This is a genomic window from Methanococcoides seepicolus, assembly GCF_023684405.1.
Classification (GTDB): Archaea; Halobacteriota; Methanosarcinia; order Methanosarcinales; family Methanosarcinaceae; genus Methanococcoides; species Methanococcoides seepicolus.
Map to the genome: position 1 here is coordinate 1 of NZ_JAGSOI010000061.1, position 15779 is coordinate 15779.

Annotated in this window: 8 protein-coding genes and 1 pseudogene; 2 read left to right on the top strand and 7 right to left on the bottom strand. The window is 43.1% G+C overall.

Annotated elements, in window-relative coordinates; translation table 11 throughout:
- Positions 1-408: 408 nt before the first annotated feature.
- The 4 genes from KDK67_RS11720 to KDK67_RS11735 all read right to left on the bottom strand — a co-directional run bounded on the left by KDK67_RS11720 (position 409) and on the right by KDK67_RS11735 (position 10857).
- Complete coding sequence (locus tag KDK67_RS11720) at positions 409-2742, bottom strand: outer membrane protein assembly factor BamB family protein (protein ID WP_250868977.1); 2334 nt, start codon at positions 2740-2742, stop codon at positions 409-411.
- A gap of 14 nt (positions 2743-2756) precedes the next feature.
- The gene (locus tag KDK67_RS11725; RefSeq protein ID WP_250868978.1) at positions 2757-3575 is read right to left on the bottom strand and encodes a hypothetical protein; all 819 of its coding nucleotides are present in this window, start codon (positions 3573-3575) and stop codon (positions 2757-2759) included.
- 170 nt (positions 3576-3745) lie between these two features.
- The gene (locus tag KDK67_RS11730) at positions 3746-7531 is read right to left on the bottom strand and encodes a NosD domain-containing protein (RefSeq protein WP_250868979.1); all 3786 of its coding nucleotides are present in this window, start codon (positions 7529-7531) and stop codon (positions 3746-3748) included.
- Between the two features lie 68 nt (positions 7532-7599).
- Positions 7600-10857 (bottom strand): outer membrane protein assembly factor BamB family protein, encoded by a 3258-nt coding sequence (locus tag KDK67_RS11735; RefSeq protein ID WP_250868980.1) that lies wholly within the window; start codon positions 10855-10857, stop codon positions 7600-7602.
- 666 nt (positions 10858-11523) lie between these two features.
- Here KDK67_RS11735 and KDK67_RS11740 point away from each other — a divergent pair.
- Positions 11524-12228, top strand: coding sequence for a DUF4430 domain-containing protein (locus KDK67_RS11740; protein WP_250868981.1), 705 nt, complete (start codon positions 11524-11526; stop codon positions 12226-12228).
- A 128-nt stretch (positions 12229-12356) separates the two neighbouring features.
- Here KDK67_RS11740 and KDK67_RS11745 read toward each other — a convergent pair whose 3' ends face one another.
- On the bottom strand, positions 12357-13274 hold the full coding sequence (locus KDK67_RS11745) for a MarR family transcriptional regulator (protein ID WP_250868982.1): 918 nt from the start codon (positions 13272-13274) through the stop codon (positions 12357-12359).
- Positions 13275-13454: 180 nt separating this feature from the next.
- On the opposite strand from KDK67_RS11745, the pseudogene KDK67_RS14600 reads away from it, so the two are divergent.
- Positions 13455-13613, top strand: a pseudogene (locus tag KDK67_RS14600) (PH domain-containing protein); the annotation flags it as partial.
- Between the two features lie 563 nt (positions 13614-14176).
- On the opposite strand, the gene KDK67_RS11750 reads toward KDK67_RS14600, so the two are convergent.
- Both KDK67_RS11750 and KDK67_RS11755 read right to left on the bottom strand, forming a co-directional pair.
- Complete coding sequence (locus KDK67_RS11750) at positions 14177-15136, bottom strand: PKD domain-containing protein (RefSeq protein WP_250868983.1); 960 nt, start codon at positions 15134-15136, stop codon at positions 14177-14179.
- A 14-nt stretch (positions 15137-15150) separates the two neighbouring features.
- Positions 15151-15779 (bottom strand): hypothetical protein (locus KDK67_RS11755; protein ID WP_250868984.1); only part of this gene is annotated, 629 nt, incomplete at its 5' end.

Consider the following 15779-nt stretch of genomic DNA (forward strand, 5'->3'; position numbering starts at 1 on the left):
GATTCTCCACATTGTCCTATGAGCTTCATACCCCAACGTTACCATTGGCGCGTGTCATAATAGGATTAACCCAAATGGAAGGGATAGCGTTGCCGCAATTCATGTTATAACTTCTTGTCGCACCTTATCCTAACAGATGGTTTGAATTAGATTTCCAAACTTCTCCATATTGTCCTATGAGCTTCACACCCTGACGTTACCATCAAGGCATGTCATAGTAGGATTATCCCAAACGGAAGGGATAGCGTTTCCGCAATTCATGTTATAACTTCTTGTCGCACTACCCACACGATGTTAAAGAGAACCAAATTTATAGATGATTGAGTAGATTTAGAGAAGAGGAGCTCTACAGAGCCAAAAAATGGGAATGATCGAATAACCATTCCCGAATTCAATTGTTGCCACTCCTTACATCGGATTTCCATATCTGAAGGCATTGTACATATCAATCACTTTTGTGAGGTCGATAGCAGCTCCGGTTTCCGGTGCAGGTGTTCCATTTCTGAAACAGTTGTATGCATCAATTACTTCTGTTAAAGTGACGTATGTTCCATCTGGTGTTCCTTCTGAGTCAGGATCATTCCAGGGGTTCCATTCGGCAAGCCCGAATAGATAGCCCAGGTCATTGCCGTAGAATATGCGGCCGTCCTTTATCGTAACACCATGTAGCGTATACTCATTCTTTTCAGATGGGGCCTCATAATACCATTGAAGTTCAGGCTCGGTATTGCCTGTATAATCCTTCAGACAATAGACCCTTGCATCTTCAATGTTCGTGGTGAAGTAGATGTATACTTCCCCATCCCCGTCATCATAAGCAGTGGATATTACCGGAGAGCCCTGTACACCACCATTTGGGGTGTATTTCCAGATCTGCGAGAGATCCTCTTCGTTCAGGCAATATACATCACCTGATCCTGTGAAAGTACCTGTTCCTACATACACCCTGCCATTGTAAACAGTTGGAGTGCATGTGCTTTTTCCGATATCGGATTTATGGGTATCTGATGTGTTGAATGTACCATCCACATTAAAACCAATAGAGAAGCAATAACCCGCTTCGGAAGCAGAATATATACGCCCTGTTTCCGGGCTATATGCTATGGAATTCCTGATCTCTTTCCTTTCCCCGTTGTATCCAAAACCCAACAATTCGGAAACGTTTATCTCATCAACAACGTTCCCGTCGTATTTATCCAGGGATGTGAGATGAAGAGCATCGTCCCCGAAGATCATATATCTTCCTACAATCGCTGTACCTGCCCAGTAATAGCCCTTGCCGGTAGGGGAAACATAGGTCCAGTCCAGAGTTCCGTCTTCATTATAGCAGTAATATTTGCGATCATACTCACCATAGGGGATCCATTCACCAAAAAAGATCCTGCCATCCTCATACATCACAGGAGTATTCATCTGTGTGAAGTCCTGGTTTTCACTATCAATAGTAACGTTCAATAGCTCATCACCTGATATGGCGTCATAAGCATATAAATGACTGAAAGCAGCAACAAACAATTTGCCATTACCGTAAGCCGGGGTTCCCAGAGGGGCAGTGGCACCTTCGACGATATCATTTTGCCATTCGATTTCTCCCGTGTTCCTGTCAACTGCAAATACGGAACCCTGCGTTGCCACATAAACCATATCCCCCACTACAAGGGGATGTACATCGATTCCAGAAAATCCTGCTCCGTAGGTCATAGTGGACCAGGATCCGGAGTCATCGGGTTTCTGTACTGGTGCCCTGTCGCTTGTGACCGCGTTGTTGTATAAACCTTTGCCGATAAGGGGCCAGTCTGTGGAAGTGAATATCTGCTCACCGATAACCTCTACTGTATTTTCACCGCTGACTTCGTTGTGATGATACACCAATGGGAATTTATTTGCCTCATAAGCAGAAACCCAGCCTTCGATATTATAAATTCCACCACTTATTTCAACTGGTGCGGTAACATTATAAATGAGTGTTTTATTATTTCCTGCTTCAAGAGTAGTCGCAGTAGCGTCATACCAGGTATGCAGATCACCTGTTTTTGAGTAAGTCAGACCATTATTCTGGACAGGTGTTACTGTCCATCCGTCCGGAAGTTTTTCTTCCAGCATTATGGATTCTACATCTGTATCACCCGCAGAGAATACAACCGTTACTGTAAAGGTATTTTCCGGTTCGATAGAATTGGGCTCAATGCTTCGTATTCCATTGGGCTCAACGACTGAGTCCATTACAGCCATTTTTGCTTCCCGGATATCTACAAGGAAGGCATTTCCGTCATCATCATCCAGATGGCTGATTGATACCGTGATGTTTCCTTCCCCGAGGGCAAGGGATTCCACGGTCACACTGCCCAGCAGGACATTTGTATCTCCGGCGTTCACATTTCTCTCAAGGTCAATAGCTTCAATGCAGACCGAATTAGCCGGAAGCTCAGAGCTCGTGTTTAGTATGCCTGACCAGTCAGGGAATTCGACTCCTGTTATCCTGACAACTGAAGGGTCGCTTATGCCAAGGGTCAGGTTGTACCCGGAAAGCCCGGAAGGTATCTGGTCAAGGTAGAAGTTCAGTGTTTCTGTGTCGCCGACCCCTGCAAGGGTCGCGTCTCCGGGCTCAAAGTAGATCTCCTGGCCAGCAGCCATACCGGTTCCAAGACAGAGCAGGAGCAAGAGGATTGTGATGCTAGCCTTTATTGACCACCTGCATGGTGTCAACTTTTTTCCTGTTTGTTTTCTCTGTAATTTTGTCATGAATTTATCTCCACTTATTTTCTCCTGAGTTTAGTTGATCTTGTAATGACAATTCCCATGATCATGAAAATTGATGCTGAAAAAGCAGATCCGAATCCGGGAAGAGCATTTTCCCCAGTATCCTCCACTGCAACATTTGCGGTTTCAATTGGCTCTGTTTCCGGGTTTGGAGATGTAAACTGTTCTTCTGAGCTTTCTTCCACATTTTCCGGGGAAGGACTGGCTTCATCTTGACTTTCCTCTGGATCTTCATTTCCTGCATCTTCCTGAATAGGGCTACTCCATTGCCCTCCGGATGTTGAAGGTTCGGAACTCTCCTCAGCAGGTGGATTTTCACCTTCAGGTTCTTCTTCCGTATATTGCGCTTCTTCGAGTATGATCGTGTTTTCGGAGTCGTCATCCATCCTGGATACTGTTACAGTGATTCCGGTAGAACCGCCTTCGAGCCCTTTCAACGTAAGGGATGCAAGTTCTGTGTCCTGAGCCCCTTCCCCTACGCTCTTCTGAAGGTCTGCTGCTTTGAGCCATACGGAGGAATCGGGAAGTTCAGACATGTCGGTCAAGGTTGCCCAGCCAGGAAAGTCAACGTTCTCGATCCGGGCAACAGCAGGATCATCCAGTTCCACGGTCAGGATATAGCCTGAAAGCCCTTCGGGCAATTCGTCCACATTCAGGGACAGTTCAAAGGTTTCCCCTGCTTCAAGGGATATCTGCTCTGAAGGCTCAATCATAAGAGAAGGAGATGCTCCCGCAATCCCCATGCAGATACCTGATGAAAAAATGAAAGTAAAAGCTAAAAATACCGATACGATAATTCCATATCTATTATTCAATGTATCACCTTAAAAAACGTTTCATACTGCTATCAGGTAGTTCTCTGATGTAAGTAACAAAATATAAAAGAAGGATGAAAGAAGGGAATTTGAAGACCCTTTTCTTCATTCCCTTATTTCTTCTTTCACTTTCCTTCTTTTTTACAAATTTCTTTTGTTCTTTCCTTTCTTCAGACCATTTCAAACAGTTTCACGACATCGTCAAAGTCGATCCTGCTGTTTCCGTTGAAATCAGAGCATTCCACAGGGTGGTTTGCCTCGATCCACTCTTTATTGTTGAAGAAAACCTCGACATCCACGAAACTGAAAGTACCGTCTCCGGTCAGGTCTTCATAGAGCCCGTCACTGTTAAGGTCCCCTGCTGAAAGTGTCTTGCCTGGAATAGGTCTCATGGTCACTTCAAGTGCTCCTGTTGAGAAAAGCGCATTGATCGAATTACCGGAGTCATCGTCCATTCCTTCATCACTAAGACGAATGGTAAGACCGGTTGATCCGAACTCCTTTCCTGAGACTGTAAGAGTTGCAAGTACAACGTCTTCGGCTCCTGCCTGCACGATATTGTCACCGTCAAGGACCCTCAGGTAGATGGAAGTTCCCGGCATAGAAGAGGACTCGTTGAGCGTAGCCCAGGCAGGGTACTCGATATTCACGATCTCGGCAATAGTCGGATCGACGATATCAACGGTCAGGTTGTAACCGGAAAGGCCATCAGGGAATGCGCTTGCCATGATCTGGATCTCGGTTTCCTGTCCCTCGATCACTGAAGCAACCTCCGGGACAAAGGAGAGATCAGGTGCATCGTTTATGATCGTGTCAGTTGCTGCATCCCATGTTCCCATGAGTGGGAAGGTGTCGTTATTACCAATATATGGTACAAAGACATCTTCTCCAACGCCATCGCCATTGCTGTCTGTACCGGTGTAGTCAGAATAGTAGTTACCGAGATATCCTGTGTAGGTTGCACCTCTGTAGGTGTAAGTTACCTGTGAGGTAGTGTTCGGAGTTCCCCAGTTTCTGACTTCCACACAATCCATGAAATTGTTCAGGTAAAACTGACAATTCGTAATGGGCTGGTTTACTCCAATAACATCATTTTCCCTGAAAATGGAAGTTGCATCAGAAATTATTGGTTTACAGCCATCGAAAACGTTACTTTCAATTATACAGTTACCACCATCGAGCCTTATGTCTCCGCCATCAAATGAGTTGTTCCTTAGAATTATACGATCATCTAAACTCTGAATATTAGGATTCCCGTTGTTGTTCTCAAATATTACATCGTTATCTACTGATAATTCGGTACCTATAAAAGTACAGTTTCTGACAATCGTTCCTTCACTAAAAGTTACATCCGTGCCATAAGTATGGAAAATACAGTTCTCGTATAACAGATCATTATAAAGTCCTGCTGCACCGTTACCTGTAACATCAAAAATACTTATGACGTGCATTGGACCAAAGGTAATGCCTATGAAAGATGTTCCGGATGCATCCCTAGGGGCCAGAGTTTCATCCTGACTAATCACAATGAATTCATTACCGTTACCGCCAATGATTACTTCCCCGCCGTCAGCCATGAAGGTCAGGTTGGGTTTGTATATAAATAATGCATCAACACCAAAAGCCGGAACATTATCAACCGGGTAGGTACCCGGTGCCATCATAATTGTGTCCCCATCCTGTGCAGCGTCCACTGCTGCCTGCAGGGAGTCACCTGGGCTGATGAAGATTATTGGTTCGGGTACTGAAGAATCGTAGTTCTCGAATCCTGCCATAAGTGGTGCATCGTCTGTGCCAAGACCGTCAGGCACCGTGTAGGAAGTATCACCGATACCGTCGCCATTACTGTCAGATTCTGTGTAGTCGCTGTCCCAGAAGTTACCAATGTATCCGGTGTAAGCAACACCGTTGTAGACGTACTCCATAGGCTCGGTGGAGTTCCAGTAGGTTACTGCCGGAGGAGGAGTGCCGGTAGTGGTTGCGGTTACACCGTTGCCAATGAAGTTGTTGCCATATATGGTATTGACACCAACAGCGTCATAAATCTCAATGCCTGCCCAGCCATTGGAAACAAAGTTATTGTTGCTGACTATGGTACCTTCAGCTCCGGAATACAGTGAGAGTCCTGCTCCTGCATTATTTATGAAAGTATTGTCGTCCACAAATATAGAGTTGGCATTATCTATGTAAAGTGCACAAAATTCTCCTGTTGAATTTGACACAATATTATTCTCAAAGAGACAGTGATCTCCATGGAGTTCTATGCCCTCCATATCAGTCATCCCATCAAATACACAATTCCGGATGATGCAATTTGAAGAGGAGAGTCTCAAACCATAGTTACTGTTTACAACCTTGATTCCTTCAAGGGTGCATCCGGCATATCCTATCTGCACTGAGCCGCCATTGCAATCCACGGTTACGACATCCGCACCCTCTCCTCTCACCGTAACACTAGGATTGGCAAAATAAAACTCTCCATATGTTCCGTTGTAAACATATATCTCGTCTCCAGTTAATACAACGTTTAGTGCATCCTGTATACTTGTGAAGTCATAACCATCGTCATCGTCCACATACCATGTTTTTGGATTCCTGACAAGGATGTAATCAACCTTTGTCTCGGTGCTACTACCAATCGAGTTGCTCACGGTGAGGCTCACATTGTATGTGCCTTCATCTGTGTAGGTAAACTGCGGGTTCTGCTCTGTGGAATCCTCGATTCCGTCGCCGTCGAGGTCCCAGGACCAGCTTTCAGGATCATTGGCGGACAGGTCAGTGAACTGCACGGTCATATCTTGCGGTATGTATGTTGTGTTTGCTGCAAAATCCGCAGTTGGAGGTACTGGATGTATCTCCCCTTCATGCCACGTTCCTGCAAGTGGATAGTTATCATAAACGGTTATTAGCTCTCCAGTTGCACTGCGGCCCACGATAGCGTGTGGCGTATCGATGACTCCGTCACCGTCATTGTCAGTGCCTGCACAATCAGCGTAGTAGTTTCCAAGATATCCAGTGTAAGTCACACCGTTGTAGGTGTAGGATACGGGTTCTGTCGTATTAAGGACCAGATTTTCAATAGCCCAGGAATCTGTTAGCGGAAGATGCAAATTGCATTGATAGACCTGGATGGGATTCTCTTCCGGATACCTGCCGACAGAATCTATTGCAACTGAACCGGTAGTTGCAAAATCACAGTTTCTGATGACAGTGCCCGGTCCCTCTACTATCCATATAGCTTTATACATTGATCCAGTAATTGTTAGGCCATCAATTATGTTCCCGGTTGCGGGTACAAGTATCATACCGGTAGTTCCGATTTGAATAGTACCAGCGATGTTTACGGCATCTGAACCATTCTTTGATTTAATAGTTACATAATCAGAAGCCACAGTAAAACCTCCATAAGTTCCGTCATTAAGCAGCACTGTGTCTCCTGGTTGGGCACTACTAATAGCTCCATTAACATCATCCCCCGGATACAATTCTATTACAGAGTTATGTACAACATCGACCTGGGTGTCGCCTGTGGTATTAACCTGCCAGGTATAGTTGCCAATGACATAGCTTAAATTGTAGTCATATGTATTTACCGCTGTACCTTCAGGGACCGTGACACTGTAAGTTATAGTATCAGTAACCCCGGTAAGGTCCGTAGTGACCATCTCGAACCACGCATAATCCTCATTAGACGGACTCCATCCGTAACGTCCACTGTCCACTTCATTAAGTACCCAGTCTTCTGGGAGTTCCTCGTGTATTGTGATGAAATCTTCATCTACGCCATACGAGATTGTCAGTGTTACAGTGTAGTCATCTCCCGGAAATACTTCAGTGGGAGTTATTGTCCTCGTTATTGTTGCTTCTTCGCTGGCAGCAGCCGGTATGGCCAGCACAGCGATACAAAGCAAAAGCATTAGTGTTGCCAAAGCAACTTTTATTCTTGTTTTCTGCATTTTTATACTCCAATTTTTTTATTACCACAGGCCATGTGACAAAACACAGCCTGTGAATAAATGTCATTTCAGCTCTTCCAGGCAGTAAATATCTGGAACAGATCGTAAGTGGTCACATCTGCACCGGTTCCCGGGACAGGTATCCCATCTTTCCAGCAATTGTAGCATTCAAACAGCTCATAGCTAGTGATGGACTCCCCGCCATCGGATTCAAAATCGTCCCATGGGTTCCAGTCACCCTCCGTTATACAGTAGAGGTAGCCTCCATCGGTGCCGAAATACACCTTGCCGTCTGATATTGCGGCACCCTGCAGTATGTACGCGTCATCGTTCGGTGGATTGTATTCCCAGGAAAGGGATGCTTCGGTGACATTATCTTTTAAGCAGAACAGTGAACCATTCTCCAATGCAGTGGTGAAGTATATGTAGACGCCGTCTTCCTGCACTGAAACCGCAGGCGAGGATTTGATCCCTGCATCAATATAATAGGACCAGATGGAGCTGCCATCGATATCGTTAAGGCAAGTTAGATTACCTGTATACCCGTGCTCGCCCTGACCAACATATACCCTGCCGTTGTAAACCACCGGCGTAGACGTACTGAAGCCGTTCTGTGTACTCCATCCATCGTCAAGGAAAGTTCCTGTCGCTGCATCAAACCCTACTTTCCACACAAGTCCGTATTCCTGTCCTCTTTCGGATGTGGTATAGACATAACCGTCAGAATATGCCAGGGATGAGCGGAACATACCGGGATCTTCTCTGGCAAAGGATATATCTGCAGAACTGCTCAGGTTTATCTTATCCACCAGTTCCCCGCTGCGCCTGTCAAGACTTACCAGGAAACCTTCATGGACCGGATAGACAAGGTAATCCCCCACAACGGATGCACCGTTCCATATGAACCCGGCGGTGTCATTATTTTCATAGGCCCAGAGACGGTTTCCAAGGTCATCGTAGCAATAATAGTGTTTAGTCTGGACCCCGCCGGCAAGACCCTCGCCTATGTAGAGTCTGTGATCATAGTATGTTATCGGGCATTCAAGGTTCAGGTCAGTCAGATGGGCATTCCAGAGCTCATTTCCTGTAGTCGCGTCGAATGCTAACAGGTCTCCCTGCAGAGTAGCCACAAATAGCTTACCGTCACCATATGCTGATATTGATGTCTGGAGGCCTGAAGAAGCCTGAGCACTCCATATCAGTTCCCCGTTATTCTTGTTATATGCCCGGATATACCCGCTTGAAGAATATATGTAGGCTGTATCCCCGACAATAATTGGAGTGACATCCACATCTCCTCCCTGGTCAGCTTTCCACAGGACATTGGGATCTGCCACAGGAGCCGGACTGGTGGTTGAACCGTTCTTAAGCCAGTTGCGCTGGAACTGGGTCCAGTCATTATCGCTCAGTTCTTCAATAGCAGTTTCAGGTAAGACCGTTATCTTTCCGGTAAGATTATTATTGTCCTCATTTTCTTCTGCAATTCCGTTGCTTTCATCCAGGATCACGGTCAGGTTTGAGATACCCGATGATGCTGGTGTCCACATGAAACTGTAATCTGCAGTAGCAGCCGGGTACAAGGAAGAGACAGTACCACTACTGATAACAGTGTTTTCCTCTTTTATTGTCACAGCGATATTTTCAGCGGTACCAAAACCTATGTTATCGATAGCAACCCTCATTTCATAGGGCTGGTTCTCATATACACTTGCAGGGGTAATTGATACAGGTACAAGGTCCGGATCTCCCTCCCCCACAGTCAGCATTACGGTAGCTTCGTTATTGGTTTCATCGGATTCCGCAATTGAGTCATCTGTATCCACACTTACCGTAATTGCGTAATCACCGGCAGTTTCCGGTATCCATGTAAAAGTAACTGTTTTGCTGTATCCTCCACCAAGTACTGAAATTGCCTGGGTGTCTGCTACCGTCCCATTGACTTTCAGAGATGCGTTGAACTGGCCTGAAACCGTGGTTCCGATATTACTGATAGTGGCAGTTATTTCATTTGGGAAATCTACATATCCCATACCAGGAGTTTCAGTGGATTCGGGTATCAGGTCAACTGTAGCATCCCCGCCAGCGAATGCATAGACCCTTCCGTCGCTTCCGATGCTGTATACCACTCCATCGGATATTGCAGGGCTTGCCCCTCCGTTCGGACTTGTCCAGATGATCTCACCGGTATATGCATCCAGTGCATAGATCCTCTTAAAACCAAACGACATTCCCATTGATCCATGAGGGTCAGTTTCACCCACGAAGACCTTACCATCGGCTATTGCAGGAGAACATGTCCAGTCTCCAATAATTTCAGTGGTCGGAGTTTCCCAGATCAGCTCCCCGTTTGTCGCATTGAAACAATATGTCTGCAGGGATGAACTGAATCCGTCACATCCGCCTGTAACATACACATTGCCATAAGCCAGGGCAGGGGTTGAATCCGTTCTCTGTATGGTTTTTTGCCAGATAACGGAACCATCGGTTTTGTCCAGTGCCAGGAGTTGTGCATTTCCATAAAAATTGTAGGTGGTTACGTACGCAGTATCGTTGTTAGTTGTTACAGAACCACAACAGTTGTCCCGGATTTTATCCTGACACCATATCTGAGATCCGGTGGCAACATCCACACAATAAACACGACCCTCGTATTGGGTACCGTATGCCCAGCTTGTCAGGTAAACCTTGCCATCATCATAGGCCGGGGTTCCCTGAGAATTTCCCTCAACAGTAAAGGTCCATATTTCCTGCCCTGTTTTTTCATCAAGGCAGAAGTAATGATGCCCGTCCCAGTCGCTGCAGAAAACCTTGCCATCAGCAATTGTAGGACCTCCATTCACAGAACCTTTTGAACCGCTTGTACTGGTAAAGGTCCAGATGATTTCCCCGGTTGTTGCGTTGACGCAATTGGTCTCGAAACCAGTGGATGTGAATATATTTCCATCGTGGTAAGAAGGAGATGACCAGGAACCATACTCTACAGTGGGTATACTTGTATTCCATAACACAGAGCCGGTAGAAGTATCCAGAGCTTTCAGGTCACTGAAGGCAACGTTTGTTTGCGAATCTCGAAAGAAGCAATTAACAAAGATTTTATCTTCAGTTATTGCCGGAGAAGAAGACCCTATTGCATCTATCTCATCACTTGCCCAGAGGATCTGATTTGAATCAGGTGCCAATGATGAGGAATATCCGGAATTACTGGCGTCTTTGTGGAACTGATGCCACGAAGCGTCTGTTGTCTCTTCCGCCATAGCCGGCGAAATAAGCAATAGTAAACTCAAAAAAAAGATTGGAATTATTATTGTTTTCATCTTTTTGTTCATTGATAATAGTCTCCTATATCTCAGACTTTTTAATCTAATGTAGAATTAATTTTAACTATACTGCCAAAATATCAAATTTTATCGAATGATTTTATTGTAAACCCTTTCATTTTTAGTTTTTAGTTGCTAGCCGTATAGGTACTTAAAGTTATTGATAAACATTATTTAAGTTAGTATTAAAGATAACATTGTATATACTACGTATATATTCATATTAAAATTTAAACACGTACTCGTTTATTTTATAATTAGTATTGTAAAAATTTATATAGATGAACCTGCCCATCCTGATAATAAAATCCAGCTAAAAAATGATGAACGGTTCGCTAAACCAAATTTTAAGCCCAAGCTTGACCGGTTTGAGCCTTTTTCAAAAAGAATGTCTTCTCTTTTGCCCATTTTTTACTTCTTTTTGCCAGAAAATTCTATTTGATAGTTTCAATAAATTATCCGTCATACCATCTTATCTTTTAAGCTATTAAATAATATCTATATGGGTACTGTTATATATAGTGGAATAATTTACTTTCTTGCAAAAGAGAATTTTGAATGATACTAAAATAATTGCTAGATCTAGAATTAACAAATTGTTACAATTTGTTTAGTAGCTGTTATTTTTCATTCCGGATATCTTTGCAAGAGGTAAAGTCAATGAAAACAAAAATTATGATAAGTATAGCTGTAGTTGCACTCCTCAGTGCAATGATGGTTGGCGTCGCAGCAGCAGAGCCAACTGAGATATTTGATGGAAATGCGAAATTAGAAGCAGGCACATTCACTTTCGTGCCTTCAAATAACCCTACTGTCAGTTACCAGGTTGACACACTGACAGATCATGGTGCCCTTAATGCCGCTTCAAATGATGAATATGATGGATTTACCTACAATGCATCTGACGCATACTACGGATATTTCGGTTCATTTTTCCTTACTGACATTAATGGAATTGAAAATAACGCTGAAAGCTCATGGTTCATTTACATAAATGACCAGATTGCACCATACGGGCTTAGCGCCAATGTTGTAGGAGACGATGATCAGTTGACATTCCTTTATGCTCCATTCGAATACACAGTTGTAGCACCTTACATCGATGTAGACACAGCAAATGCAACACACATTCTTGAGATAGAAGTAGAAATAGAGGAGGAAGAAGAAGAAGAAGAAATCAACTTGATCGAGATTTATGATGGTGAAGTCAAACTGGAAGCAGGTACATTCACTTTCGTGCCCTCAAATAACCCTACTGCTAGCTACCAGGTTGGCGCATTGACAGATCATGGTGCCCTTAATGCAGCTTTTATTAGATTTAGCTCATCGTTTGCTATAACTACAACATCAATATCTTTAGTGGCTGGTTTATACTTTTGAAAACTCATTGATCCGCCACCAATAAGATAAAGGCTTACATGTTCAGACAGCACCCCATTGAGCTTTTCGAATTCTTTCTTTAGATATTGTTTATCAAATAATTTGGGACCCATTTTTAAATCATCCTTTTACTCTAGATCCTTTACCAAATCCTTATATTCATTCCATGGAAGTACAAAATTGCTGTTTTTTTTCTTTGCATCAACATATTCTAAAAGTGTTTTAACGTGATCTTCAATATCATAATATTTCCCGAATTTCAATAACTCTGAAGAGGAAATCTTGGATGAAAGTGCCAAAGCATATGAATTATATATTGAACTATGTGGATCGATTAAAATTGTGTGAATAAAATAATCTTCAGCTTTAGGCTTTCTTTTGGTATAGAAATAATATCTTGTATCACTCATAACTCTTAGGTCATATTTGTGAAATACGTTTATTGCAGTAGGGTGGATTGCATTTTTCTTGTTCTTTTTTTTATTTTCATCAAACGCAATATCTATCTTGAATAAGAACTCGGGACCTCTTTGCCATATTAAAACAGTATCTTCAGAAATCATTCTAAGATTTTTGTTTGTCACATACTTCCAATAATTATCAACGAAATTTTTAATTAAAGGGTGACGTTCACTCAAAATGTACTTACTCTCTTTTTTGAGAACGATTCCGTATTTTGCCAATTCGTGAATTGTAGATGATACTGTTTGTCTGTTTAGTCCAGTTATTTCAGCAATATCTATCATTGAGCGTGGATTTTCCAATACGCTTAAAACGTGCAAAGATGAGGATGTGAGGATTTTACTCAATGGAAGGCGGGGGAATTCTATGATGACATCTCCCAAGGATTTTGAATGTAACGAGTCAGAACGATTGACATATACTTGTTTGCCTTTTTTTTGTTTTACAACAAAACCATCTTTTTCAAGTGCATTTAGAGCTTTAGATATTGTAGAATGATCTAATTCTAAGATTGCTGCTAACTCCGATATTGTTGCAGGTTGAGTCAGATTTTTGAATATTTTAATTTTGGTTGAATTTACCACAATGTACAAAAAAGTTCACATATTATTTATATTATGTGACTAAAAACAGACATCAAAAAAAGCTTACTCCCATAAAGAAATCAAAGAATTACCAACTATATTAAAGGATGATGAGCAAATTGAAGGATTAATTCGGGTTCAATTTGGAGGTATTGAGTTCGGAGAAAAAATGAATCTGGATTTTTATTCGCTACAAATAAAAGACTAATTTTTGTAAGAAAAAGTATTTTCAGTTCTCGAGTGGAAGATTTCTTCTATCATAAAATAAGTTCAATCCTGTTTAAAGCTGGGATGCTCTTAGGAGAGATGACAATTTCGGTCTCGGGTAAAGAAACCTAAATATGTGGTCAAAAAAAGGCATTCAATCAAAAATTAGCGAACTACTAAAATTGATTTCAGAAATCCCCCTACTACCTTAATCATTCAAGTTCTATTTCTCAAATTTCCTGATTTTAATAGTGTTTATTTTTTGAATGTACCCCTATGCTGACAACTGTAGTAATATGACATAGATAGTTTCTCAAAAGGCATATATATATTATTCATATGGAGTATATGGTAACAATTATAATTTATTTTTTAACTACATAAAAATTATTATATAAACATTTTTTAAACAAAATGAGCGTCAATAACTTATGTTGTGCATGTTCATTTTGAGCATTTAACATAATAAAGTAAGAAACGTGAGTTTCCTACTACTTGCATAGCTATATCCATAAAAATTAAGTATGTTAGAAAAATCACAATCAACCCCTTGTGTTTGTGATGCAAACATATACAGGTGACTTTTTATCTATAAATTTATAGATGATTGAGTAGATTTAGAGAAGAGGAGCTCTACAGAGCCAAAAAATGGGAATGATCGAATAACCATTCCCGAATTCAATTGTTGCCACTCCTTACATCGGATTTCCATATCTGAAGGCATTGTACATATCGATCACTTTTGTAAGGTCGATAGAAGCCCCAGTTCTTGGTGCAGATGTTCCATTTCTGAAACAGTTGTATGCATCGATAACTTCTGTTAAAGTGACGTATGTCCCATCAGGTAATCCTTCTGATTCCTCGTCGTTCCATGGGTTCCAGTCATTGATAACGATGTAGCCCACCTTAGTTTCGGTATCACTATCTGCTGCGTTGCTCACAGTGAGGCTCACAGTGTATATGCCTGGATCTGTATAGCTGAACTGTGGTTTCTGCTCCGTGGAATCCTCAATTCCGTCGCCGTCGAGGTCCCAGGACCAGCTTTCAGCATTTGTGGACAGGTCTGTGAACTGCACGGTAAGTGGTACATATCTGGAAACGTTATCCGCGCTGAAGTCGGCTGCTGGAAGAGCCATTACTGACATTGTTGCTTCCCGGATACCGGCAGATATGATGTTTCCGTTATCATCGTCCAGAGAGGTAATGGACACTGTGATGTTTCCTTCACCTGTAGCAAGGGATTCCACAGTCACCGTGCCCAGCAAGACATTTGTATCTCCTGCATTCACACCCTTCTCAAGGTCAATGGTTTTGATAGTGACTGAATTAGCCGGAAGCTCAGAGTTCGTGTTTAGTGCGCTTGACCAGTCAGGGAATGCGAATCCTGTTATCCTGGCAACTGAAGGGTCGGTTATGCTAAGGGTCAGGTTATACCCGGAAAGCCCGGAAGGTGCCTGATCAAGGTAGAAGTTCAGTGTTTCTGTGTCGCCGATCCCTGCAAGGGTCGTGTCTCCGGGCTCAAAGTAGATCTCCTCTCCGGCAGCCATGCCCGTTCCAAGACATAGCAGGAGCAGGAGGACCGTGAAGCTACACTTCACTGACTTCCTGCCGGGTGTCAACTTTTCACCTGTTTGTTCTCTTTTTAATTTTGCCATAAAACTATCTCCATTTATTTTATCCTGAGTTTGGTCGTTCTTCTAATGAGAATTCCCATGATCACGAAAATTGATGCTGAAAAGGCAGATCCGAACCCGGGAAGGGCATTTCCTCCCGTATCTTCCACTTCAGCATTTGCAGTTTCAACTGTCTCTTCTTCCGCATTTTGGGAAGTCAACTGTTCTTCTGAGGTTTCGTCCTCATTTTCCGGGGAAGTGCTGGATCCATCCAGGCTTTCGTCCGGGACTTCATTTACTGCATCTTCATTTACTGCATCTTCCTCTATAGGGATGGTCCATTGTCCTCCGGATGTTGAAGGTTCGGAGCTATCCTCTGCAGATGGATTTTCATCTCCGGTTTCATCTCCGGTTTCATCTTCATCCCCGGTTTCATCTTTCGGATATTGAGTATTTTCGAGTACGCTGACCTTTCCGAAGTCATCCTCCAGCCTGGATACGGTTACAGTGATCCCGGTAGAACCGCCTTCGAGCCCTGTCAACGTAAGGGATGCAAGTTCTGTGTCCAGAGCTCCTTCTCCTACGCTCTCCTGAAGGTCTGCTGCTTTGAGCCATACGGAGGAATCGGGAAGTTCAGACATGTCGGTCAGGGTTACCCAGCCAGGAAAGTCAACGCTCTCGATCC

Excerpts from the sequence above, each read along its gene's own strand:
- KDK67_RS11750 (WP_250868983.1), bottom strand. The coding sequence starts at position 15,136 with ATGGCAAAATTAAAAAGAGAACAAACAGGTGAAAAGTTGACACCCGGC.
- KDK67_RS11740 (WP_250868981.1), top strand. The coding sequence starts at position 11,524 with ATGATAAGTATAGCTGTAGTTGCACTCCTCAGTGCAATGATGGTTGGC.
- KDK67_RS11735 (WP_250868980.1), bottom strand. The coding sequence starts at position 10,857 with ATGAACAAAAAGATGAAAACAATAATAATTCCAATCTTTTTTTTGAGT.
- KDK67_RS11730 (WP_250868979.1), bottom strand. The coding sequence starts at position 7,531 with ATGCAGAAAACAAGAATAAAAGTTGCTTTGGCAACACTAATGCTTTTG.
- KDK67_RS11720 (WP_250868977.1), bottom strand. The coding sequence starts at position 2,742 with ATGACAAAATTACAGAGAAAACAAACAGGAAAAAAGTTGACACCATGC.